The sequence below is a fragment of the Streptomyces sp. NPDC026377 genome, assembly GCF_055567715.1.
In genome coordinates this window covers 1-18,648 of record NZ_JBVHPV010000026.1, presented here as the reverse complement: position 1 = coordinate 18,648, position 18,648 = coordinate 1, and the positions used below count along the sequence as shown (strand labels likewise).

Below are 18,648 nucleotides of genomic sequence, written 5' to 3'. Positions count from 1 at the left end.
CCGCCATGGGTTACAGGGTTTTTGTCCGGGACCGCCCCGGACAGGACGGCACCATGCCCATCCTGGGCGAGATCGATACCTGGATCAAGCTCGACTTCACGGTGCGGTTCAACGCGCCCGGAGCTTGGCAGTTGCTTGTGAAGGTAGGCACCCCCCACGAGCGTCTTCTAAAGGAAGGCCGAGGGATCGTCATCTATCAGGATGGCGTCCCCTCCCCAATTTTCAGCGGCCCCATAGATGCTTTCGAGAAGTACTGGACGGTCGAGCAGCACACGGGCGAGGGCTCGGTCTACGTGGGCGGGAAGTGCGACAACCAGCTCCCGTTCAACTTCCTCGCTTTCCCCAGCGTGACGGGTGAGGGCACGGACGCCATGAAGGTCAGGCCGATCTCGAACCAGTGGGAAGGCATCGACCGCAGGCCCGTCGGCGGCCCCGTCGGTCAGGCCCTCTGGGTCGAATGCGATCTGGCCTTCGGGGCGCGGGCCTTGCCCGACCGGAGGATGCCGGGCGTCGCCGTAGGCCCCAACCCGGCCATCGGGCCCGAGATCAGTGACACCCTCCGGTACGACAACTTGGGCACCAAGATCACGGAATGGCTCAAGGAGAAGCAGTTCGGTTACCGGCTCCTCTACAACCCCTCAACGCAGAAGATTGAGCTGAAGGTCTACGCCTGCCGGGACCTCGGGAAGCTGATCCGATTCGCGCCTGAGCTGGGCAACATCAAGCAGTACACGTGGCAGCTCAAAGCCCCGACCGTCACCCGAGCCATCGTGGCCTGCCAGGGCGAGGGCAAGGACCGCTACATCTACCAGGCCATCGACGAGGCCGGCGAGAAGCAATGGGGCGTGATTGTCGAGCAGTTCATAGACCGCCGCGACATCCCCCTGAAGACCGTCAAAGGCAACCCCGAGCTGGTCACCAAGACCGACTCCTCCACCGGCTTCGAGGACATCGGCCTCAACCCCCAGGGCGGGGAGTGGTCGTTCGACATCGTCAAGAAGAAGGTTCTGCTGACCGCCGCCGAGTTCGAGGTGTCGGCCGCGGAGAAGGCCGTGGCGGACGCTAAGACGGATGACGAGAAGAAGGCCGCTAGCAGCCGTCTCGCGAGCGCGAAGGTCTCACTGGTTACGGCCCAGTCCGAGGTGAAGAGGGCGATCGTAGAAGCCAAGCCGATCGCCGTCGAGCACTACCTGAAGGCCGTCCAGGACGCCGCGAAGACCGCCCTCAAGGAGGGCGAGAAGAACGGTCACTTCCAGGTCCATCCGATTGACACTCCCCAGTGCCAGTTCGGACGTGACTACTACGTGGGTGATGTCGTGAGCGTCACGGCCGACGGTCAGACGATCACGGATGCCGTGAAGGAAGTAACTATCACCGTAGAAGACGGGGGCCGAGTCAACACGGTCACTCCGAAGGTTGGCGACCAGGGAACTGGCGAGCCATTGAACTTGTACAAGCAGGTCTTCGAAATGCGGGAGAAACTGCGGAAGCTGGAATCGAGGATGTAAATGGCTGAGATCAGTTACCCGTTCGAGAAGGACACCGACATCTCCTCCAAGCCGGAAGACGGCGGTGGCCGAACTGCGGTTACTCAGAACGACTGGCAGAACATGGCAACCATGTGGTCCGGCGACCGAATCAACCACGTGATCACCAAGGGCAACATGGTCACTGAGACCATGCCTTTCCACGCCCGCGTGACCGACGTAAACACCATCACGGTCGGCAAGGGCGAAGCCTACGTCGGCGGCTTCTACTACAAGCTCGACGCACCCACGAGCGTCCGGGTCGACACCAACCTGAACGCCCGGTACGACCGCAAGGACCTGCTTGTGATCCGGGCTGATCTCGCCAAGGGGTACGCCAAGTTGGGGGTCTCCCGTGGGGTCGAGACCTCCAACCCGCAGGTCCCACGCCCTGCCAGGCAGCCGGGCGGCATGTGGGAACTCCCGCTGTACGTCATCACGGTCCCCAAGAACTCCGGTCGGCCCGTGCCGGATGCGGTCCACCCCTACGCGGCCCCGGACGACGTGGCTTCGGTGGCGCCCGCTCAGTCGGTGGCCTACCACCAGCCCGAGGGGACCTTCCTCCGATGCCTGTCTCCTGGGGGCCAGTACGAGGCTTTCAACGGTGCTGACGGCTTCACCATCACCCGAGACCTCGGGGCGACCAAGACCTACACACCGCGGATTCTCTACACCCGCGTGACGAACCCTCCGGGACTGGTCGCGCGCGGCCGGTACCGCCGCATCGCCCCGAACCTCGTCTGGTACTCGATCGACATCAACAACCCGACCAACAACGACTACTGGAATGACACGAAGGACAACTGCATGTCGTTCACGCTGCCAGAAGACGCCAAGCTGAACGGCACCACCGGCCAGGTCTTCTCTGGGCTCATGGTGAACGGCGGCTACGACGCCGGAATGCCCAACTTCGTTGATCTCAGGGGCTACACCTGGGGCGGCCACAAGGGCGATTACGTGCGGATGCTTCACCAGAACCCGAAGTACCTGCACGAGGGCTTCGATTACCTCCGTGTCTTCCCTCGCAAGTCTTACATCCTCTTCTCTGGCGTCTACGAGACGCAGGGGCTCAAGTAATCGGGAGGCACGATGGCGCGCAACTTCTTCGGCGGCACGGCCGCGGACGCGGCCGAGAATGAATCCGGTGGCCGGCTCCCGAACCTGAAGGGTCGGGTCTACGCCTCGGAGGAGTCACCCGACGTGGTGACCGATCTCCTCGATGCGTCCGGCAACCCGTTGCGGGACGGCCTCCTCACCGACGAGCGAGGCATGATCCCGGCCTTCCAGGGCCCGGATGGGGTCGAGCAGCTGTGGGTGGACTTCAACAGCGGCCGGGTCATGCTGACACCGAACGACATCGGGCCGCGCCTGGCGGCCCATCTCGCGGAGCCCGACCCCCACGGCGCCAAGGCGTACACCGCCGAGGCCGTGAAGGACTACGTGGCCAAGCGGGGCCGTTCCGACATGCAGACCTCGACCGAGGTCCTGCTTGCTGTGGACGCTCCAGCAGGCACCAACGACGTGATCCGCATGAGCCGTGACGGAGGCGCAGGCACGCAGCTCAAGTCGTCCGGTGCCCTCAACCTGCGGCCCTTCGCAGACACCACTGCTCTGGCCATCACTGGTGATCCCCTCTCCGCTGCCACGCCGGTCGTGAGCGTGAGCGACGGCGGGTCTACCAACCTCCGCATGTTCAAGAGCGGCGACATCGAGGCCGCGGGCAGCGTGACCGTCGGCGGAGACGTGACCGTTTCGGGTTCCGTCCTCGCTGGAAACATCGGGACGGCCCGAGTGTTCTCCGGGACCGTCGATCCCGCCTCTCAGGGCGTGGCCCTTAAGCCTGGCGACATTTGGGTTCAGTATGGCAGCTAGTTACAACAAGGTCGTCCTATGGAATGGCACGCGATGGACTGAGCTGCCGAAGAAGATGTGGGATGGGCAGCAGTGGACCGCTAAGCCCCGATTTCGGGTCTGGGACGGCGCGGAATGGATGACTAAGTACCCCGACCCGGTGATGTACCCGACCTACGCAACCGGTAATGGCGGAGCCCTCGCCGAGGAATACCGCACGTACAAGCTGCCAGCTGACACCCGGCTCGGGGACTTCGTCGTTTCCATCTGTGCGGCCCGCAGCGCCATGCCGGAACTCCTGAACCCTGCCGGGAATTTGACGGCCGCCAAACAGCTTGCTTCGGGCTCGTGGGTCTCTTGCGTCATGTGGAGGTACGACGGCGAGTGGGGGCTTCGCAACGGAAATGCCGTCAGGTGGAAAGTTCCTGGGGGTGGTGACTCCACGGTAGCGAACTACGTGTACCGAAGCGCGGATGCCTTGCACATACCAATCACTCCCTTCCACGAGATCAAGGAATACAAGGACGCTTACGAGGTTCCCTTGAACTCCCCTGCGGGTAACACTTCGCTTTTCGTCGTGGTGACCGAGGCCAAGAATCTCACTAACATCAAGTTCCCTGAAGGCGTGATCTCCCGTAAGAAGATCGACGGAGCATTCGGGGAACACCAGATCCTCTTCCATGCCGGCGACACCCCCGGATCAGGCTCCGAAGCCTTCGGCAAGGTTCTCTTCGACACGACCGTTCCCGCAGCCGCGGTCATCACGATCAAGATTCCTGGTGCGGACGACGGTAAGCCGGTCTGGATTCTTGGTGACCGTACTGCCTCTGTTCTCGGAACCACGACCTATCTTCAGTGAGGTGACCTATGGCTAAGCCAACGCTGACTGATTGGTCAGTACGAGAGATCCCCACACCGGCCCTCATGGAGGAGCGGGTGACAGGGCCACAGAAGTATTTCGCGAAGATGCCTTATCTCTCGTGCCGTGGCGTGACCGCGAATATGGCGGGCGGCCGACCTGGGCAGCGTCTGACTCCTGGCTCAACCCTGGAGGTTCAGTTCGATGCCGACCGGGCACGCCTTTTCGGTTTCACCAGCTCGAATTACAAGAGCTTCGTCATCCCCGAGGACGGGATCTACCACGTTCATTTCCAGGCTAGCGTGTGGGGCAAGAGCGCCCGCAGCATTGGCGACAACATCAATGCTTACATCAACATCTCGGGCAACGGGGCTAACGGCAATATCGCCGCAGTCACTCAGCAGTATGTTCGCTCGGGCTGGTATCAGACGGTTCAGGTGAGCGTCACAGAGTTCTTCACCATGGGCCAGAGGATTCAGCCGACCGTCTACCTCGACAGTGGAGCGACCGGAGATTGGTGCGTGGCTGACGGCGACGTGGACACCGGCTTCTACGCCTTCATGGTCTCCCCGAACACTGCGGGCTGGCTCGAACGCTCACCAGGGCCGGCCGCGGCTCTGGCCCGGTGGGCGGACGACCAGTACGTCTCCGCGCAGACGATGAACGAACAGACCGTCGGCCAGCTCAAGGCGAAGTGGAATCCGCCCCGGATCACCTGTCGCAACACCACCTTCAACATGCAGGGCAACCCGAGCGACAAGAACGCGATCTCATGGCAGTACATGTACGCCAACGATCAGTTCGACAAAATCAGCATCGGCCCCGGATGGGGCTCCAACACGGGATTCACGATTCCGTATGACGGTATCTACCTGGTGTCTGTGATCGGTAACGCCAAGATGATGACGCCGCCCGCGGAGAACTCTCAGTTCGCTTTCCAGGTCGGCATTTACAGGAACCTCAACGACCAGCCGTACATTCTGTTGCAGAGCGGTAATGCTCGAAAGGCTCACGAATCTGGGCTGCTCATCAGCGATGTCGCGCGCTTCTCCAAGGGCGACAAGGTGAACATCCGATTCTTCGGATACACCTCCACTAGCAGGTGGGAGTCCGGACGCTCCGACGGCCGCTGGTGGACTATGGCATTCACTCACCTGGGACGGGGGACCTATGGCACTTAACTACCCGAAGTGGGAGCCCCGCCAAAAGGTTGGCGCCGCCGAACTGAATAGCGTGACCGCCAACTACAAGACCTTGGTGGACCCGCCCTACATGCGGGCTGCCGGTATATCCACGATCACCGACGTGTCCGATTCGACGGTACTCAAGTGGGACACCTTGGACACAAGCGGCGGCTTCACCAACAAAGGCATGAAGGAATTCGTTGTCCCCGTCGAGGGTGTCTATTGGGTTGCCTGTACCGCCACCATGCACACGCCTTCCACCATGACCGGGTACAGCACGGCCGGCCTGGGTCTCATCGCAGGTTGGGCGTACAACGGCGTTGACGGGCAGAGCGGTTACGTGAACTACATCAAGGGCATGGTGGGTTCGAAAATCAACAAGGGGTACCACAGCACTTCGACTTCGGGGCTTATGTTCCTCAAGCAGGGTTACAGCATCTGGGCCTCCGTTCAAGGTGTCGGTGGAGCTTGGCGAAAGGCCGATACCGGCAACCCTGCCACGTCACTTTCGTATCTGTCTGCGGTTCTCCTCTACCCAGACGCCGGGCAGTTGTGAGGGCCGCCTATGAGTAACACAACTCTGATACTCGATATCTTCGGGCTCGTGGGCATTGTGGCCACCATCGTCGGTGGCTTTGTGGTTGTACGGGCAGCGAAGGAAGCCAAGACAGCCGAGGTATGGAAGGCGGAGGCCGAAGCGCAGAAGGCGCGCGGTGACCGACTCCAGGACGACTTGACCGAGATCAAGGACCGACTTCAGCGGATCGAGGAGGAGAACAAGCGTCTCGTTCAGATTCTCACCACTATCGATCCCGAGCGGCTGCTACTGCTCCGCCGCCAGTGAATGAACTAACTAACCGTTAGCGGTTAGTTCACGCAGGGGCCGTCCAAGCGGGCGGCCCCTTTGTCATGCCCGAAAGGGGGCAACATGAGTCAAGTTTCCAAGGTTCTGGCCGTCGCGAATGGTGAGGTGGGCTACCGCGCCGAGCGCGCTCCGGGCGAGCGCCCGTCCGGCCACCAGAAGTACAGCCCGCAGGTTCCCGGCCTGGAGTGGTCCAACTTCCAGCCGTGGTGCGCCACTTGGGTCTCGTGGGTCGCCATGAAGGCTGGGGTCGCCAGTCTCTACCCGCGCACCGCAAGCGTGTGGACCGCGATGCAGTGGTTCAAGCAGCGGTCGAGGTGGAGCGAGTACCCCGCCATCGGAGCGCAGGTGATCTACGGAGCGAGCGGCAGCACGCACACCGGTCTCTGTGTCGGCTACGACGAGACTTGGATCTACACGGTTGAAGGCAACACGAGCCTCACCAACGACGCCAACGGCAACGGCGTGATGCGAAGGCAGCGCCGCCGCCGAGACTCCTACGTGCACGGTTACGGCCTGCCGAACTTCGCTGAAGGGATCGTCACCGCGGACCCCTCCAAGAAGGGCCAGGCCGGCTACGCCTACGCGGCGAAGGCATCCGGATCGACCGGCAGCTCGGGCGGCTCGACGAGCACGCGCAAGTACAAGGTCAAGAAGGGGCAGACCCTCGGCGGTATCGCGGCCCTGCTCGGCGTCTCCCTGGCCGCGCTCCTGGCCGCCAATCCCGGAATCAAGAACCCGGACGTGGTCCAACCGGGGCAGGAGATCAACGTCCCTGCCAAGCCCAAGCCTCCGGCCAAGCCGGAGAAGCCGAAGCCTCCGACCGAGAAGCCGAAGCCTAAGCCGACGACGCCCCCGACGAGCGGGGGGACGTACACGGTCGCCTCGGGGGACTCGCTCTCCTCTATCGCCAACCGATTCGGGGTGGGCCTGAGCCAGCTCGTGAGCTGGAATCCGGGCCTGGCCGCCAATCCCCACCTGATCTTCGTCGGCCAGAAGGTGAAGGTCCGCGGCGGCAAGCATGCGGCCACCCCAACGCCGACCGTCCCGAAGGAGCAGGAGCCCCGTGAGCAGTCCCGTCCCTCGAAGCCTGTTGCGCCTGTGGTTCAGAAGCCCTCCCAGGATGACCGTCTGGCCCGCATCGAAAAGGAGCTGCGAGAGGTCAAGGGGAAGCTCGATGAGGTCTCCGGAAAGCTCGACAAGCTGACCCCGAAGCCCGACCGGAAGCCGGTCCAGGAGCAGAAGCCAGACCAGGTCAGCAAGCCCGTGCCGGTGAAGCCTGTCGTGCCGGTCCAGCCCGAGGTCTCGAAGCCGACGCAGGTTCCCGTCGTCCCCCAGCTCGTCATCCCGACCCCGGAGGTCACCTATGCTCCGTAAGCACATCGTGCGCCTACTCGGCGCCCTGGCCGCGCTCACTCCCTGGCTGGTCGCACAGTTCCCAGACATCCCCTGGGAAGCCCTGATCCCATTCTCCTTGGCCCTCTTGGGTGGTGCTGAGGTCGCACAGCGGGTCGAGGACCAGAAGACCGGTACCGCCCTCTCCGAGCCCTCCCCTGACGAGGCCGCAGCCGCGGCCCACCTCCGTCTCGCGCTCCTGGAGATGGAACACGCTTCGAAGGGTGGGACCTTGGGAGAGTAGATGAGAGAACGCCCATGAATGAATGAACTAACCGCAGCACAATGGTTGGTACAAAATGGGTACAAAAAAAGAGCCGGGGCCCCATGTGGGGCCCCGGCCTTTCGTGCATCTGCTACTCCTCGTACTGCTTGACGGCCTTGTCCAGGATCGGGAGCTTGCTCGGGCAGTGCTTCTTGTAGACGGCCCGGTAGGCGTCCTCCGCGGCCTTGTCGGCCCTGGCGTTGGTCACGCCGTTGTCGACGGCTAGGACGCTGATGGTGATCAGGTCGGCGCTGACCTCTGCCACTGCGGTGGCCTCGTCCTTGGAGGCGGAGCACATCTTCTTGGCGGACAGGCTCCGAACCTTGCCCTCGCTGATCCAGCCGCCGTTGTCCTTCACGGCCTGAGCCACGAGGGACGGCGCGGGGTCGGTCGGTTCGCTCGCCTTGTCGTCGTTGCCAGTGCTGCCGCAGGCGGAGAGGGCGGTCGTCAGCCCGAAGGCCAAGGTGACAACGAGGACGGTCTTTCTTATGTGCATATGGTCAATCTATCGACATATGCGAAAGTACCGTCACCCGGTGCAGGCCCGTCCGTGAGACAACGAAAGGGCCCCTCCGAAGGAGGGGCCCTCACGTAGGAGCTGGGGCTACTCGACGGGTTCCGTCTCGCCCAGCTCCGCCTTGTCCATGTAGATCCAGTGTCCCGCCGACCAACGACGGGCCAGGTCTGCGTACCGACCCTGCACCACGCGGTTGGGCCGCCTCTGCGGCATCTGGCTCGGGCTCACAGTAGGTCAGCCATCGGGTTCTTGGGTGCGCCCGCAGTCTGACCGGTGGAGGCCGTCTTCAACGTCCCCCCACTCTTCTTCCTGACCGTCTTTTTGGCGGGGGCCTTCTTCGCGGCGGGCTGCTTGGGGCCGGTGCTGGCCGCCCGCTTGCGGGGTGCCGGCCGCTCCGTCTGTGCGGGGACGACGGCGAGCTTCGGGCGCTCCTCGGGCTGCTCCTGGTGCTCGTCCTCGCCCTCCCGCTTGGCATCGACAAAGCGCAGGATCACGGGCTTGGGCCCGCCCTTGGCGGAGCCCTGTCCTGTCTCCATCACCACGTCGGGCATCTTCTCGACGGCCGCGTTGAGCGCGTCGGCGTTGCCTCGGGTACCGAGTGAGCGGAGGATCAGAGTACGGGTGGCCTCGCCGCCGTAGCGGTGCAGCGCTTCCCTGACGATCTGCTCGACCGTCTTCATTTGTCGCCCCGAGCCCTGTCGGGCCTCGTTGATGAGCTGTTCAGTGCAGTTCATCGAGTACTCGATCATCGCGTGGGCGGCCTTCCACGCCTTCACGGAGATCACCGTCTTCCGTTCCGCGGCCACCAGGAGACAGGCGATCCGAAGAAGGTTCTCGTCGCCACGCACGATGAAGCACGCGGCATCTTCGGGCATCGACGCAATGCGGTCATCGAACTCACGGCGGTACGCGCCATGCAGCTTTGCCGCCTCCGGAGACAACTCCATCTCCCGGACCTTCTCCCGCGCCCACCGGTAAGCGCGAGTGAGGGCCGGGGTCTCCTTCACCGCGTCCAGCGGCTTCTTGATGTCGTCGGGGAGGCTTTGAGACTGCTTCACCAGGAAGTGCGGGATGCGGTTGAACGCACCACCCAACGCGAACTCCGGCTTGACGAGGGGCGCCCACCGGCCCGGCTGAATGTGTACGTGATAGCCGAGGAGAGGCACGTCGACCCGCTGTTCCTCCCTCTTGCCACCCTTGCCCTTGGTCGTGTTCACCACGGCCTCACCATCCCACGCGTTGATGAGCTGATCGTGGTACGTCGCATCCCGGTTGGCACGCTTGAGGATCGACGCCCACTCCCCTTCCGCGATCATGACGCGACCGTCCCGGCCGCCCTCCGAGGTCAGGGACTCCTGCTCGACCTCGAACAGGGCAGTCACCAGCGCCGGGCCGCTACTGATGCCCTTGCGCATTCGCGTGGCCAAGAAGCCGCCGATGGACGGCTCCAGAATGGCCCGCGCAGTCTTCAAGGCGAACCCCTTGCGCCCGGCCCTCGTCACCCCTACCAGGGCGGACCAGAAGACAGTCGGCCGACCGCTGGGCTGGAAAACCTTGCCAGCCACAGCCGAGGACCACAGGGACAGGGTGGCTGCGTACACGCCGATCGGGTCCGCCTCGCTGTGCGGCATGGCCGCTGCCACAGCCTTCCCCAGGGGGCCGTACTCCATCTTGCGGAACTGCTCGAACTGCTCGGTGCTCATGGTGGTTGTCCTTCCTTCAGGCTAGGCCGCGAGGGCGGCAGCAGTGGCGGGGGTGAACAGGTCCGCGAAGTACGCGGCGAAGCGGTCGGCGTGCTCTTGGCACAGGTCGTAGCTATCCGAGCCCACGGCCAGAGTGGTAACTCCCTTGCGCTCCTTGCCCTTTGCGCGGCATCCGTCGCAGACGATCTCTTCGATAACTCGTCGCGCCATTTCCTTCTCCTCCATTCCGAGAGGCCATAGCCAAGGGGCCGGATCACCGGCCCCCGACTAAAGCGCCTCGCGCCTGGCTACTTCTGCTTGTGCACCTGGTAGGCGTAGCGACCGAACGGAGTGATTTCGCCGCTCTCATCGATGAACTCGAAGTTCAGGAGCCGCTTGGCGGACACCGCGAAGCCCGTCACCTTCCCGCCCTTGCCTCGCGGGAGGTCGCCAACGAGCTGCCCGAGGATCTTGAGGTTGCTGTCCTGGAGTGCGTTGACCCGCTCCAGAAGGGTCATGTCCTCGATGCGCGCGGTGCGCTCACAGCCGTACCCCTCGCGCTTGTGCCAGTTCTTCTCGCGACCCTGGGGCACCGGAAGCGGCTGGTAGTGCTTGGCTGCCTCTTCTTCACTCTCGATTGCGTCAGACTGCAAAGTTGAGGCAGGCGGGGCAGCAGTGACGGCCGGAGGCTCGGCTTCGGCGGCCGAGCGGTACGCCTCCTGGATGGCGGCCGGGATGCGGCCCCGGTCGTTGACCTCGAATCCGTGCTCCCTGGCCCAGGCTCGTACGGCCTGGGTGTCCAGGGTGTTCTTGGTCCTGGCCGAGGCCCGCGGGGCAGGTCGGCCGGCCTCGCCCTGGGGCTTCCTGCCCGCCGCCAGATAGGGGGCCAGGATCGAGCGAAGCTGTGCCTCGTTATCTCCGGTCAGGTCGATCTCGTACGTGGCCCCGTCGAGGCCGAACGTGATCGTCTGGATGACGCCGGGCTCGGCGCTCTCCGTACCGTCGAGGTCGTCAACGTGAACAACGAGAACCTTGGTAGCCATGATTAATTGCCCTTCGTAGTGGGTGGGTTGGTGCGACCGATCGGCCATGGAAAAGGCCCCGACCGAAGTCGGGGCCTAACCAAAGCCCTACGGGCTGGTGAGGGCATCTGCGCTCAGCGGTGGTTCCCTCGGTAGATGTCACCCTCTACGTAGGTGATCACCGACCCGTCCGGCGCCTTCATGGCGTAGTAGTAGTCCGCCTCTACCCACAGGAAGGACCAACCGGCCGCGAGCAGGGAGTCACAGACGGTCTCGTCGCCACCGGACCCGGCGAAGAACGCGTCACCACATCCGGATTCGCTCGGGCCGAGGATTCGGATCACGTCATCCGCGCTCTTGGCGGTCCGCAACTCCTTGAGCTGCATGTCGATCATCTTCCAGAACTGGTCAAACACCTTCAGTGTTCCTTCCGTGGATACAACAAAGGCCGGGACTCATCCCGGCCCTCACTAACGAAACTCAAACGGTTAACCGGCTGAGTGCTGCCTTCGCATGGCGATGATCTGCACCTCGTCCGCCCGGCTTTCCGTGCCCATGTAGGCAACCGCGATCATCCGGGGGAAGTCTTCAAACGGGTTCCGACCGCCTTCCAAGATGCAGGGGCGGGTGACTGCCCGCTCCTCGCCCTTCAGTTGAAACTCGACACGCCACCGCGTGATCTCCTCGTTCACTGCTGTCCCCCTGCTCCCTGTCCCCATTCGTTCTGCGGGTGCTGCTCCAGGCGGCCAGAGGGCACGGTGACCACCTGGTTCGATCCGGCCTTGCGCACCTTGTAGCGGCCATCCGGGCGGCGCCGTTGGACGCGTCCGGCCGCCAGTACTGACCCGTCGCCCCGCTTGATGAAGACGTAAGCGCCCTTCGCGTAGGTGGCGTTCACAACCCCACCTCCTTGGGCTGGGCCTGGAAGAACGCCATGTGCACTGTCTTGATCTCCTTGCGACGCGCCTTCCGCTCCGGGCGGTTGAGGGTGCCAGGCAGCACCAGGACCGCCCGGTCGATCAGAAGATGCGGCGAGCGGTTCCGGATGTGCACAGCGCATCGCTCGCACGCGGACCAGGGCTCCGCGAACACGCGGGTGAAGGGACCGTCCTGCATGACGATCGCCTTGACCGTCTCGAAGGCGGTCGAGGGGTGGTCCGCGGAGCAGAAGTCACAGACCCCCCGGAGCCGGCCAGGGTCCGGAGGTACCGGCACGGGATCGTGGCCCCACTCCTTGCCGACCCAGGCCGGGTGGTCGTAGGTGACGACGCCTGTCGCGAACGACATGAACGGGGCGAGCGGCGTGCAACAGGTGTCGCACATCTTCGGCTCGAACATCACGCCACCGCCCCGACATACGCGTTGACCTCGTGCCTGGTTTCGACGTACCGCTCCGCAGCTCGACGTACGAGGACGGCCGCCACGGTCGGCTTGTCATGGAAGCGTGATCGGCTGACGTGCTCCCCGATCGCGTCGAACAGGTGCGAGATCGCCCGCATCCGGGTCTTCACGGTGTCGTGGTAGGCGGCGGTCTCCGCCGCGTCCAATACAGAGTCCTCAAGCTCCATGTAGTCCTTCATGCGGCTCACTTGCTGGCCCCCATGCTCCACTCGTTGAACTGCTGCTGTATCTGGGCCATCACTTCCTGCATCGTCTCGGCGTCCCGCCAGTACTCGACCCGGCTCGCCTTGCCGACCCAATACAGTTCGGGGCCGGTGAGAACGAATCCCCCCTCGGCATCTGCGGCTTCCAGGGCCTTCCACGCCCACCAGAGGCCGTCGATCGCGTCCTGTGTGGAAGCGTTCCGGCGTGCGGCTGCAACCGCGCTGTAGAGGCTTTCTCGTGATCCGTCATCAAGCCTGAAGGGGATCAAGCCTTGGTGTGTCATCTCGCATGTCCTTTCAGTCGGGCCCAGGTGGTTCCTAGAAGCTCGACACCAGGGGCTCACATCCCAACTTGAGCCCCTGATGTTCAACCGCTAGGCGTTAGCAGGCCGCGTGAAGGAAGTGCCACGTCCCCTGACCCGCGTAGAGCGCGACCTCACCATTGAGCAGCCGGTCTTGAGCCTCGCTGACGGCGATAGCCAGCATGTGGCTTCGGTACTTTTCCGGCAGGTCATCGAAGTATTCTTCTTCCTGCTGCTGGATGAACGCTGCGTACGCACCCTCTTCCGAATTCAGCTCTTCAGTGACAGTTCCGATGAACCGGTCCTGACAGGTCTCGTAAAGATCCTCGATAGGAACCTCTCCGTGGAAGTGACTGACCACCGCAGCCGGGAAGTCGTCGAGCGCGAGCGCGATCAAGTGGAGATCATCAATCGACTCGTGCTCTCCGAGACGGATACCGCCGAAGTCGTCGTAATCGTGGATCGCGAACTCTTCCGCGTCAGGCATCGGGGAGGCTTCCAGCATGAGCTGAATCTCATGGTGGATTGAGTCCGGGTCCTGCGTGGCATCTATCCATTCGCCATGGAGGATGCCGTTGTTGTAGGACGAGAGGCACGCGGCATAGATCTGCATGGGGTTAGCTCCGGGGCTTTCGAGCGTCGGCAATCGGGATGATGTCGGGGCCTGTGATCTCGTGCGGCTGCTGCCCCCTGTCAGCCGAGTACCAGTCCTGAATGACTAGGTGTGTGATGTTGTCGCGCTTCATCTTGGGTTCGCCGTAGACGACCCCGATGACCTTTCCGCGTGACCAGCGGCGTACATAGCGAGTCCTGTACTCAACCCACATGCCGATGCGGAGAGTTGCTCGGCTTACCATCCCGACCACCACGACCGGACCTCTTCAGGGTCTTCGTCGTAGCACTCCTCAATCACTTCATCCAAGGTGTAGTGCGGGTTCTCCAGAAGGGTCATGACCGCATTCACGACCATGTTCATCAGATCTGTATCCCGCTCGCTCCCGAGTTCATCGAGAACCAGGTCAACGCCGTTATTCACCGCGTTGGAGACGTCCTCACGGGTCCACACGTAGACCGGTTCGTAGACGCTTCCGGTCAATACCGCTGTGGTTTCTCCCGGCATCACTATGCCTGACGGGGAAACTCGGGCAATCTCTTGAGCCGTCGTCATTGTGGTTACTCTCCGTTCTGAACGAGGGGCGCGTGCCCGTGAAGAATGGCAATGTGCCTGAGATAATCGGCCGCGTCCTTGAAGACGGCTTCTGCCTTGTCCCGTGCTACGTCGCTAGCGTCTGAAGCATTCGGGGCCCAGACATAAAAGGTCACTGGTTCGTCTTGGCCAAAGTGACGTACATCGTCGGCCTTGGGCTCGCACCAGTCCCCTTCCCAGTCCATGACGACCGTGTAAGGCCGGTCACCCCCACGGCCGGCCTGAGTCTGGTCCTGGAACTCCACCAGCAGTGCCCGCAGTAGCTCTTGGTGGTCCGGGCCTTCGCCCTTGAAGCGCCATTGGCACTCGTGCCACTTGATCCGCTCGATGGCGTCCCGGAGCACCTTGGAAGCAACCGATTCGTTGACCGGCTCCGGACCGACGACCTTGCCGTAATCAGCGCCTGCCATCACTTGCCATCCTTCAGAGTTACGTCATCCACCAATGAGTCTTCGACGCTGCTCAGGTACTTGTGTTCTTCCTCAAGGTCGATGACCTGCCAGAAGTCGTAAGCTTCATCCCTGGCCTCCTCCTCGTTCTCCGCCTGGATCTCAAATCGGTAGGTAGCCGTCTGGTAAACCGAGATCTCATAGGTCTTCATGTTCAGCGGCCCTCAATCCACACGCCGTTGTGGTCGATTCGAGCGGCGCCGGTAAGGAACCCATCGGCCTCGCCATGCCCCTTGGAGGGCACCCAAATTCCTACGTGGTCGCCCTTGATGTATTCGATGGAACCTCGGTAGGTACCGGCCTCGCGCCGGGTGTAGGGGCAGGCAGGGAGCTGTACCCGAACGCGCTTCCCTACCGGGAAGCCAGTCAGGTCAAGGTCTGTCATGTGCCGTGTCGTCATCACTTTCGCCCTTCGTTTTCACTCTCTTCGGTCCTGAGAGTCCATAGACAGGCTCACATCCCAACTTGTGAACCTGCCTAAAGCCGCTCAGCGCTCGATTCGACGTACCCGCATCGTGTGGTGGGGGTCCTTCAGCTCCCAATCCCCGTGGTCGTCGCAATAGGACGTGGAGAGCCAACGGCGGTCGCCGTACCGCTCCATATCGATCCAGCGTGTTGCCACATTCATGCAGCCCAGCTTTCGGCAGCCGATACCGCCATCCGGCATCGCCCCCGCATGCTGGACCCCGCCCCTATTCGTCTGCTTCCCCATGGTCAGTTCCTCTCTTCCTCGGACGGCCAAACCGTCCCGACTTTGAACGACTCGCCGCTAGGTGCCACGAGCCGCACATTCCCGCACAGCGCCCACGGAGAGCGATTGACGCGCCACTGCGCGGCCCTCCTGGCTGCCTCAAAGGTCCAGTAGGTCATCCCGTATTCCTGCACGTGGAAGACCCCTTCAGAGTCCCGCGTATTCACCGTGATCACGTACGAGGAGTCAGGGTTGTCCACGGCCCTAACCGCTGCGATCATCTGGCTCACTTCATCATCCGAATACCCGTATCCGGACCGGTATGTGTTGTGGTTGACGATGATGTCCCGGATCGCGTGATGTGCCATGTGGTCCATATCAGATCCCCAGCTTTGCGCCGCCATGCGGCCACCGAACCGGGTAGCAGGTCTCACAACCGCGCTGAATCTCTCGCAGATCAGATGCAGTCGGATACAGTCCCATGTGCCGGAGGCCGTGAACGTAGTTCGGAATGCACTCGCAGTCGCCTTCTCGCTCATGCTCCGCGCAGTCGTAACAGACGCGCTCGCTCGGATATTCGCCTGTCTTTAGCCAGGCGGAACAGTCCATGCACTGGCTGTATCCCAGCGAGGCCATAGCTTCTTCAACGTCACAGGATGAGCAGTTAGAGCAGTACGGGACTTCCGGCATTTCCCGGACTACGTCGTCACCTGTCACGTCATCGGGGAGCCGGTACAGGTCCTCAATCATCCGTACGGCGTTGTCCCATGCGAGTTCAGACAGTCGCTCATCATCCAAGATGGGATAGTCGGCCAGCGTTGCGCTGATCTTCCTCGCTATCTCGTGCCCGGCACGGCTGGCCGCGTCCCACACAATCCACCCGTTGTGGCTACGGGTGTCCACACCTGCGGCCTTGAACGCTGCGAGCGCGCTTTCATAGTTGACCCTTGTCGGAATCTCGGAGCAGTCGCAGTTGTAGTAGTTGTGGGTATCCCACTCAGCCAGGGGTTCACCAGTGCCGTCATCCACCATTCCGAACCCGCGCCAACCAAAGTCGAAGGCAAGTTCAGCCATCTCGTGAAGATCCGGCCCGTATCGCGAACTGTCGGCGTACCTTCGCGCGAAGTCGTTGAACTTCACGTCAACGATCAACCTCATGATGTGCCCTTCCCAGTCACTCTCGCCTATTGCTAGAGCGCCATACCCACACCCCAAGTCAGTGTCACATCCCAACTTGTGGGCATGAGTAAAGCGCGCTACCGCTCACTTAGATGGTTCACCCGTGGTGCTCGCAAGCCTGCCACTGCCATAATCTCCAGTGGTCATTGGAGTTCACCAAGCGCAGCCACGTTCCACGCGTCATCTTCTCCACCCCTTGATGCGAACCGCATCAGCTTCCATGAGGAGCCTTTCTCTCTGGTATCAGACCTATCTGATACTCACCCCCACACATCCACTCTCAGACGCTTAGAGACACGCCTAGCTGCGTTGCTCATGGCTTAGTAGCTGCGTGCTGGACACGTCGTGTTGATTGGGTGTGTGAGAGTCAATCTCAGATGGTTGCGGGGGTAGCTTCCCCGCTAGCTTGAGTGTCGACCTATCCATCTCGGGCCGGTCAATGTCCCGCTATCAGCTCACGTAACGCGCCGCTCATCGCAGGATTCACCCCGCTCCGGTACGCGCTCACTCCAGGGTTATTCGCTTCGCCCTGTGTGGCCTATGTGATGTCCCTAGCTGGTATCCCTGTAAGCCCTGTAGGGGCTCTTACACAGAGACCTAGCACTAGTTCCTAGGTTGGTTTGGGATTGGCCCCCAGAGGGGCCTTTCCGTTCGCTGTACGCATCCCCGGTTACTGATCTCCCTTTCCGCATCCTCACTTAGTGAGTGGTACTCGGGGCGCTTCCCTGTGGGGCGTTCCTTGCGATGACCTAAAGGTGTCACATCCCAACTTGCTTTGCAACTACATGGACACGTCAAAGTCAGCATCCCGACATGACGCAAACCCTTTATTTCAAAGGAGGCGCGCGCGATTACATAAGGCGCACGCCCAGTCAATACCCATCAGGATTGCATGTGTCACATCTCAACTTAGGGTTTGGCGCAACGATGCACACTCGCTCACGAGAGGCAAGACCAATGAGACATAAAGAATGTGGCGCTAGTCACGCATTCCTACGCCCCTTGAAGCCTCTTCTGTGCCCCATGTCACACCTTTAGTGCGCTCCACTCGACCAACCATGAGTCCCGGATGAGACTGATGTCACATCCCAACTTCAAGCGAGCGACTACCACCCGCAAAGGCGAAGGCATGGGATGTCATGGCGTCACGCAATGCATACTCGCCATTACGCACGGAATACAGTTAGTTCATACATTCAGGGAAGGTATTCAGCGCTAGTCGCAATGCCGTTACGGATACCTAGGTCAATGCATGCGCGCATCATGAATGAACTATCCCTAATACAATGCGTGATACATAGACGGGGGTAATACCTCTGCATTCATTCAAAGGACCCACCAGGGGTGCCTTCCTTCGATCATGTACGGGTATGAACTAACTGACCCGCGGCGTCGGTCGTGGGCACCTGCCGGCCTCTGCTAATCCCCTGGACCCTCCTTCAAGCCCTTTAGGGGTCCCAGCGCCCCTCTGAAGGTGATCCGGGTCACTCTTGGAGGGTGTTTCGTCCCCTAGAGACTCAGGTGACACCGACATTAATAGTGAGGGGGTTATATACCCCGAACGCTCTGACCAGGTCTGGCCTCGCAGGCCAGGTGCAGGTGTCTTCGGCCGCCCCCAGAGAGGGCGGCGGTGTCTGCATTGAGGCAAGAATGAACGAACTAACCGTGATACAGAGCTAGGTACAAAAGAAGGGGCCCTCCAAGGGGCCCCGACTCTTGTTGCTCATGAACGAACTAACGCTGCTCCCACTCCTGCTTCCAGTCCGGGTCGCCCAGATCGCCCAGGCGTCGCCCGATGTCGGCCATAAGGTCCTCCAGGACCACCGTGGCAGCCGTGTCACCCCGCTCGTTGGCCTCCGCGTGCTTCCGCAGCACGACTTCGATGACGGGCCCGCCCGCGAGGAAGGGCCCCTTTGGTCCGCAGGAACTCTTCGATGCTGTCCATGCTGATCACCCTGCCTCAAGGCACTGACACCGATGCCTCGAAGCAGGCGTCTTTGCAGGTCAACGACCTCATGCTACGGTTTCGGACGTTGCTCCCAGTGGCGGTCGC

25 protein-coding genes and 1 pseudogene are annotated in these 18,648 nt (G+C 62.1%); 8 read left to right on the top strand and 18 right to left on the bottom strand.

Features of this window, described 5'->3' with window-relative positions; genetic code table 11:
* The first annotated feature begins 5 nt into the window (after nucleotides 1-5).
* From ACZ4MU_RS32940 to ACZ4MU_RS32905, 8 genes are all read left to right on the top strand, one after another.
* Nucleotides 6-1,508, top strand: coding sequence for a siphovirus ReqiPepy6 Gp37-like family protein (locus ACZ4MU_RS32940; RefSeq protein ID WP_467883211.1), 1,503 nt, complete (start codon nucleotides 6-8; stop codon nucleotides 1,506-1,508).
* Complete coding sequence (locus ACZ4MU_RS32935; protein WP_467883210.1) at nucleotides 1,509-2,603, top strand: hypothetical protein; 1,095 nt, start codon at nucleotides 1,509-1,511, stop codon at nucleotides 2,601-2,603.
* Between the two features lie 12 nt (nucleotides 2,604-2,615).
* Nucleotides 2,616-3,398: a hypothetical protein gene (locus tag ACZ4MU_RS32930; RefSeq protein WP_467883209.1), complete on the top strand. Its 783-nt coding sequence runs from the start codon at nucleotides 2,616-2,618 to the stop codon at nucleotides 3,396-3,398.
* A 118-nt stretch (nucleotides 3,399-3,516) separates the two neighbouring features.
* Nucleotides 3,517-4,236, top strand: a complete 720-nt coding sequence (locus tag ACZ4MU_RS32925) for a hypothetical protein (RefSeq protein ID WP_467883208.1) — start codon at nucleotides 3,517-3,519, stop codon at nucleotides 4,234-4,236.
* Between the two features lie 65 nt (nucleotides 4,237-4,301).
* The gene (locus ACZ4MU_RS32920; protein ID WP_467883207.1) at nucleotides 4,302-5,417 is read left to right on the top strand and encodes a hypothetical protein; all 1,116 of its coding nucleotides are present in this window, start codon (nucleotides 4,302-4,304) and stop codon (nucleotides 5,415-5,417) included.
* Nucleotides 5,407-5,976, top strand: coding sequence for a hypothetical protein (locus ACZ4MU_RS32915; RefSeq protein WP_467883206.1), 570 nt, complete (start codon nucleotides 5,407-5,409; stop codon nucleotides 5,974-5,976). The genes ACZ4MU_RS32920 and ACZ4MU_RS32915 overlap by 11 nt, the downstream gene beginning before the upstream one ends.
* A gap of 48 nt (nucleotides 5,977-6,024) precedes the next feature.
* Nucleotides 6,025-6,264, top strand: a complete 240-nt coding sequence (locus ACZ4MU_RS32910) for a hypothetical protein (protein ID WP_467883205.1) — start codon at nucleotides 6,025-6,027, stop codon at nucleotides 6,262-6,264.
* 84 nt (nucleotides 6,265-6,348) lie between these two features.
* On the top strand, nucleotides 6,349-7,659 hold the full coding sequence (locus tag ACZ4MU_RS32905) for a LysM peptidoglycan-binding domain-containing protein (protein ID WP_467883204.1): 1,311 nt from the start codon (nucleotides 6,349-6,351) through the stop codon (nucleotides 7,657-7,659).
* Nucleotides 7,660-8,033: 374 nt separating this feature from the next.
* On the opposite strand, the gene ACZ4MU_RS32900 is transcribed toward ACZ4MU_RS32905, so the two are convergent.
* The 18 genes and pseudogenes from ACZ4MU_RS32900 to ACZ4MU_RS32815 form a co-directional block, all read right to left on the bottom strand.
* The gene (locus ACZ4MU_RS32900) at nucleotides 8,034-8,438 is read right to left on the bottom strand and encodes a hypothetical protein (protein WP_467883203.1); all 405 of its coding nucleotides are present in this window, start codon (nucleotides 8,436-8,438) and stop codon (nucleotides 8,034-8,036) included.
* Nucleotides 8,439-8,683: 245 nt separating this feature from the next.
* Nucleotides 8,684-10,162: a DUF3987 domain-containing protein gene (locus ACZ4MU_RS32895; RefSeq protein ID WP_467883202.1), complete on the bottom strand. Its 1,479-nt coding sequence runs from the start codon at nucleotides 10,160-10,162 to the stop codon at nucleotides 8,684-8,686.
* A gap of 21 nt (nucleotides 10,163-10,183) precedes the next feature.
* A complete protein-coding gene (locus ACZ4MU_RS32890; protein WP_467883201.1) occupies nucleotides 10,184-10,372 on the bottom strand; it encodes a hypothetical protein in 189 nt (62 codons plus the stop codon).
* 470 nt (nucleotides 10,373-10,842) lie between these two features.
* Nucleotides 10,843-11,184: pseudogene (locus tag ACZ4MU_RS32885) on the bottom strand (histone-like nucleoid-structuring protein Lsr2); the annotation flags it as partial.
* A 113-nt stretch (nucleotides 11,185-11,297) separates the two neighbouring features.
* On the bottom strand, nucleotides 11,298-11,579 hold the full coding sequence (locus ACZ4MU_RS32880; protein WP_467883200.1) for a hypothetical protein: 282 nt from the start codon (nucleotides 11,577-11,579) through the stop codon (nucleotides 11,298-11,300).
* A 72-nt stretch (nucleotides 11,580-11,651) separates the two neighbouring features.
* Entirely contained in the window at nucleotides 11,652-11,855 is a 204-nt protein-coding gene (locus tag ACZ4MU_RS32875) for a hypothetical protein (protein ID WP_467883199.1), read from the bottom strand.
* Nucleotides 11,852-12,061 carry a hypothetical protein gene (locus ACZ4MU_RS32870; RefSeq protein ID WP_467883198.1) on the bottom strand — a complete coding sequence of 70 codons (210 nt, stop codon included), beginning with the start codon at nucleotides 12,059-12,061 and terminating at the stop codon, nucleotides 11,852-11,854. The genes ACZ4MU_RS32875 and ACZ4MU_RS32870 overlap by 4 nt, the downstream gene beginning before the upstream one ends.
* Complete coding sequence (locus tag ACZ4MU_RS32865; RefSeq protein WP_467883197.1) at nucleotides 12,058-12,501, bottom strand: hypothetical protein; 444 nt, start codon at nucleotides 12,499-12,501, stop codon at nucleotides 12,058-12,060. The genes ACZ4MU_RS32870 and ACZ4MU_RS32865 overlap by 4 nt, the downstream gene beginning before the upstream one ends.
* A complete protein-coding gene (locus ACZ4MU_RS32860) occupies nucleotides 12,501-12,752 on the bottom strand; it encodes a hypothetical protein (protein ID WP_467883196.1) in 252 nt (83 codons plus the stop codon). Before ACZ4MU_RS32860 ends, ACZ4MU_RS32865 begins: the two co-directional genes overlap by 1 nt.
* Entirely contained in the window at nucleotides 12,749-13,051 is a 303-nt protein-coding gene (locus ACZ4MU_RS32855) for a hypothetical protein (protein ID WP_467883195.1), read from the bottom strand. Before ACZ4MU_RS32855 ends, ACZ4MU_RS32860 begins: the two co-directional genes overlap by 4 nt.
* A 97-nt stretch (nucleotides 13,052-13,148) precedes the next feature.
* Nucleotides 13,149-13,682 carry an antirestriction protein ArdA gene (locus ACZ4MU_RS32850; RefSeq protein ID WP_467883194.1) on the bottom strand — a complete coding sequence of 178 codons (534 nt, stop codon included), beginning with the start codon at nucleotides 13,680-13,682 and terminating at the stop codon, nucleotides 13,149-13,151.
* A 237-nt stretch (nucleotides 13,683-13,919) separates the two neighbouring features.
* Entirely contained in the window at nucleotides 13,920-14,237 is a 318-nt protein-coding gene (locus ACZ4MU_RS32845) for a hypothetical protein (RefSeq protein ID WP_467883193.1), read from the bottom strand.
* A gap of 5 nt (nucleotides 14,238-14,242) precedes the next feature.
* The gene (locus tag ACZ4MU_RS32840) at nucleotides 14,243-14,686 is read right to left on the bottom strand and encodes a hypothetical protein (protein WP_467883192.1); all 444 of its coding nucleotides are present in this window, start codon (nucleotides 14,684-14,686) and stop codon (nucleotides 14,243-14,245) included.
* A complete protein-coding gene (locus ACZ4MU_RS32835; protein WP_467883191.1) occupies nucleotides 14,686-14,877 on the bottom strand; it encodes a hypothetical protein in 192 nt (63 codons plus the stop codon). Before ACZ4MU_RS32835 ends, ACZ4MU_RS32840 begins: the two co-directional genes overlap by 1 nt.
* A 335-nt stretch (nucleotides 14,878-15,212) precedes the next feature.
* Entirely contained in the window at nucleotides 15,213-15,437 is a 225-nt protein-coding gene (locus ACZ4MU_RS32830) for a hypothetical protein (protein WP_467883190.1), read from the bottom strand.
* 2 nt (nucleotides 15,438-15,439) lie between these two features.
* Nucleotides 15,440-15,793 carry a hypothetical protein gene (locus ACZ4MU_RS32825; RefSeq protein WP_467883189.1) on the bottom strand — a complete coding sequence of 118 codons (354 nt, stop codon included), beginning with the start codon at nucleotides 15,791-15,793 and terminating at the stop codon, nucleotides 15,440-15,442.
* Nucleotide 15,794: 1 nt separating this feature from the next.
* Nucleotides 15,795-16,574 (bottom strand): hypothetical protein, encoded by a 780-nt coding sequence (locus ACZ4MU_RS32820; protein ID WP_467883188.1) that lies wholly within the window; start codon nucleotides 16,572-16,574, stop codon nucleotides 15,795-15,797.
* Nucleotides 16,575-18,329: 1,755 nt separating this feature from the next.
* On the bottom strand, nucleotides 18,330-18,470 hold the full coding sequence (locus ACZ4MU_RS32815; protein WP_467883187.1) for a hypothetical protein: 141 nt from the start codon (nucleotides 18,468-18,470) through the stop codon (nucleotides 18,330-18,332).
* Between the last annotated feature and the right edge of the window lie 178 nt (nucleotides 18,471-18,648).

Coding starts and splice junctions, on each gene's coding strand:
- ACZ4MU_RS32940 (WP_467883211.1), top strand. CDS start 6: ATGGGTTACAGGGTTTTTGTCCGGGACCGCCCCGGACAGGACGGCACC.
- ACZ4MU_RS32935 (WP_467883210.1), top strand. CDS start 1,509: ATGGCTGAGATCAGTTACCCGTTCGAGAAGGACACCGACATCTCCTCC.
- ACZ4MU_RS32930 (WP_467883209.1), top strand. CDS start 2,616: ATGGCGCGCAACTTCTTCGGCGGCACGGCCGCGGACGCGGCCGAGAAT.
- ACZ4MU_RS32925 (WP_467883208.1), top strand. CDS start 3,517: ATGACTAAGTACCCCGACCCGGTGATGTACCCGACCTACGCAACCGGT.
- ACZ4MU_RS32920 (WP_467883207.1), top strand. CDS start 4,302: ATGGAGGAGCGGGTGACAGGGCCACAGAAGTATTTCGCGAAGATGCCT.
- ACZ4MU_RS32915 (WP_467883206.1), top strand. CDS start 5,407: ATGGCACTTAACTACCCGAAGTGGGAGCCCCGCCAAAAGGTTGGCGCC.
- ACZ4MU_RS32905 (WP_467883204.1), top strand. CDS start 6,349: ATGAGTCAAGTTTCCAAGGTTCTGGCCGTCGCGAATGGTGAGGTGGGC.
- ACZ4MU_RS32900 (WP_467883203.1), bottom strand. CDS start 8,438: ATGCACATAAGAAAGACCGTCCTCGTTGTCACCTTGGCCTTCGGGCTG.
- ACZ4MU_RS32895 (WP_467883202.1), bottom strand. CDS start 10,162: ATGAGCACCGAGCAGTTCGAGCAGTTCCGCAAGATGGAGTACGGCCCC.
- ACZ4MU_RS32890 (WP_467883201.1), bottom strand. CDS start 10,372: ATGGCGCGACGAGTTATCGAAGAGATCGTCTGCGACGGATGCCGCGCA.
- ACZ4MU_RS32865 (WP_467883197.1), bottom strand. CDS start 12,501: ATGTTCGAGCCGAAGATGTGCGACACCTGTTGCACGCCGCTCGCCCCG.
- ACZ4MU_RS32855 (WP_467883195.1), bottom strand. CDS start 13,051: ATGACACACCAAGGCTTGATCCCCTTCAGGCTTGATGACGGATCACGA.
- ACZ4MU_RS32850 (WP_467883194.1), bottom strand. CDS start 13,682: ATGCAGATCTATGCCGCGTGCCTCTCGTCCTACAACAACGGCATCCTC.
- ACZ4MU_RS32845 (WP_467883193.1), bottom strand. CDS start 14,237: ATGACGACGGCTCAAGAGATTGCCCGAGTTTCCCCGTCAGGCATAGTG.
- ACZ4MU_RS32840 (WP_467883192.1), bottom strand. CDS start 14,686: ATGGCAGGCGCTGATTACGGCAAGGTCGTCGGTCCGGAGCCGGTCAAC.
- ACZ4MU_RS32835 (WP_467883191.1), bottom strand. CDS start 14,877: ATGAAGACCTATGAGATCTCGGTTTACCAGACGGCTACCTACCGATTT.
- ACZ4MU_RS32830 (WP_467883190.1), bottom strand. CDS start 15,437: ATGGGGAAGCAGACGAATAGGGGCGGGGTCCAGCATGCGGGGGCGATG.
- ACZ4MU_RS32825 (WP_467883189.1), bottom strand. CDS start 15,793: ATGGACCACATGGCACATCACGCGATCCGGGACATCATCGTCAACCAC.
- ACZ4MU_RS32820 (WP_467883188.1), bottom strand. CDS start 16,574: ATGAGGTTGATCGTTGACGTGAAGTTCAACGACTTCGCGCGAAGGTAC.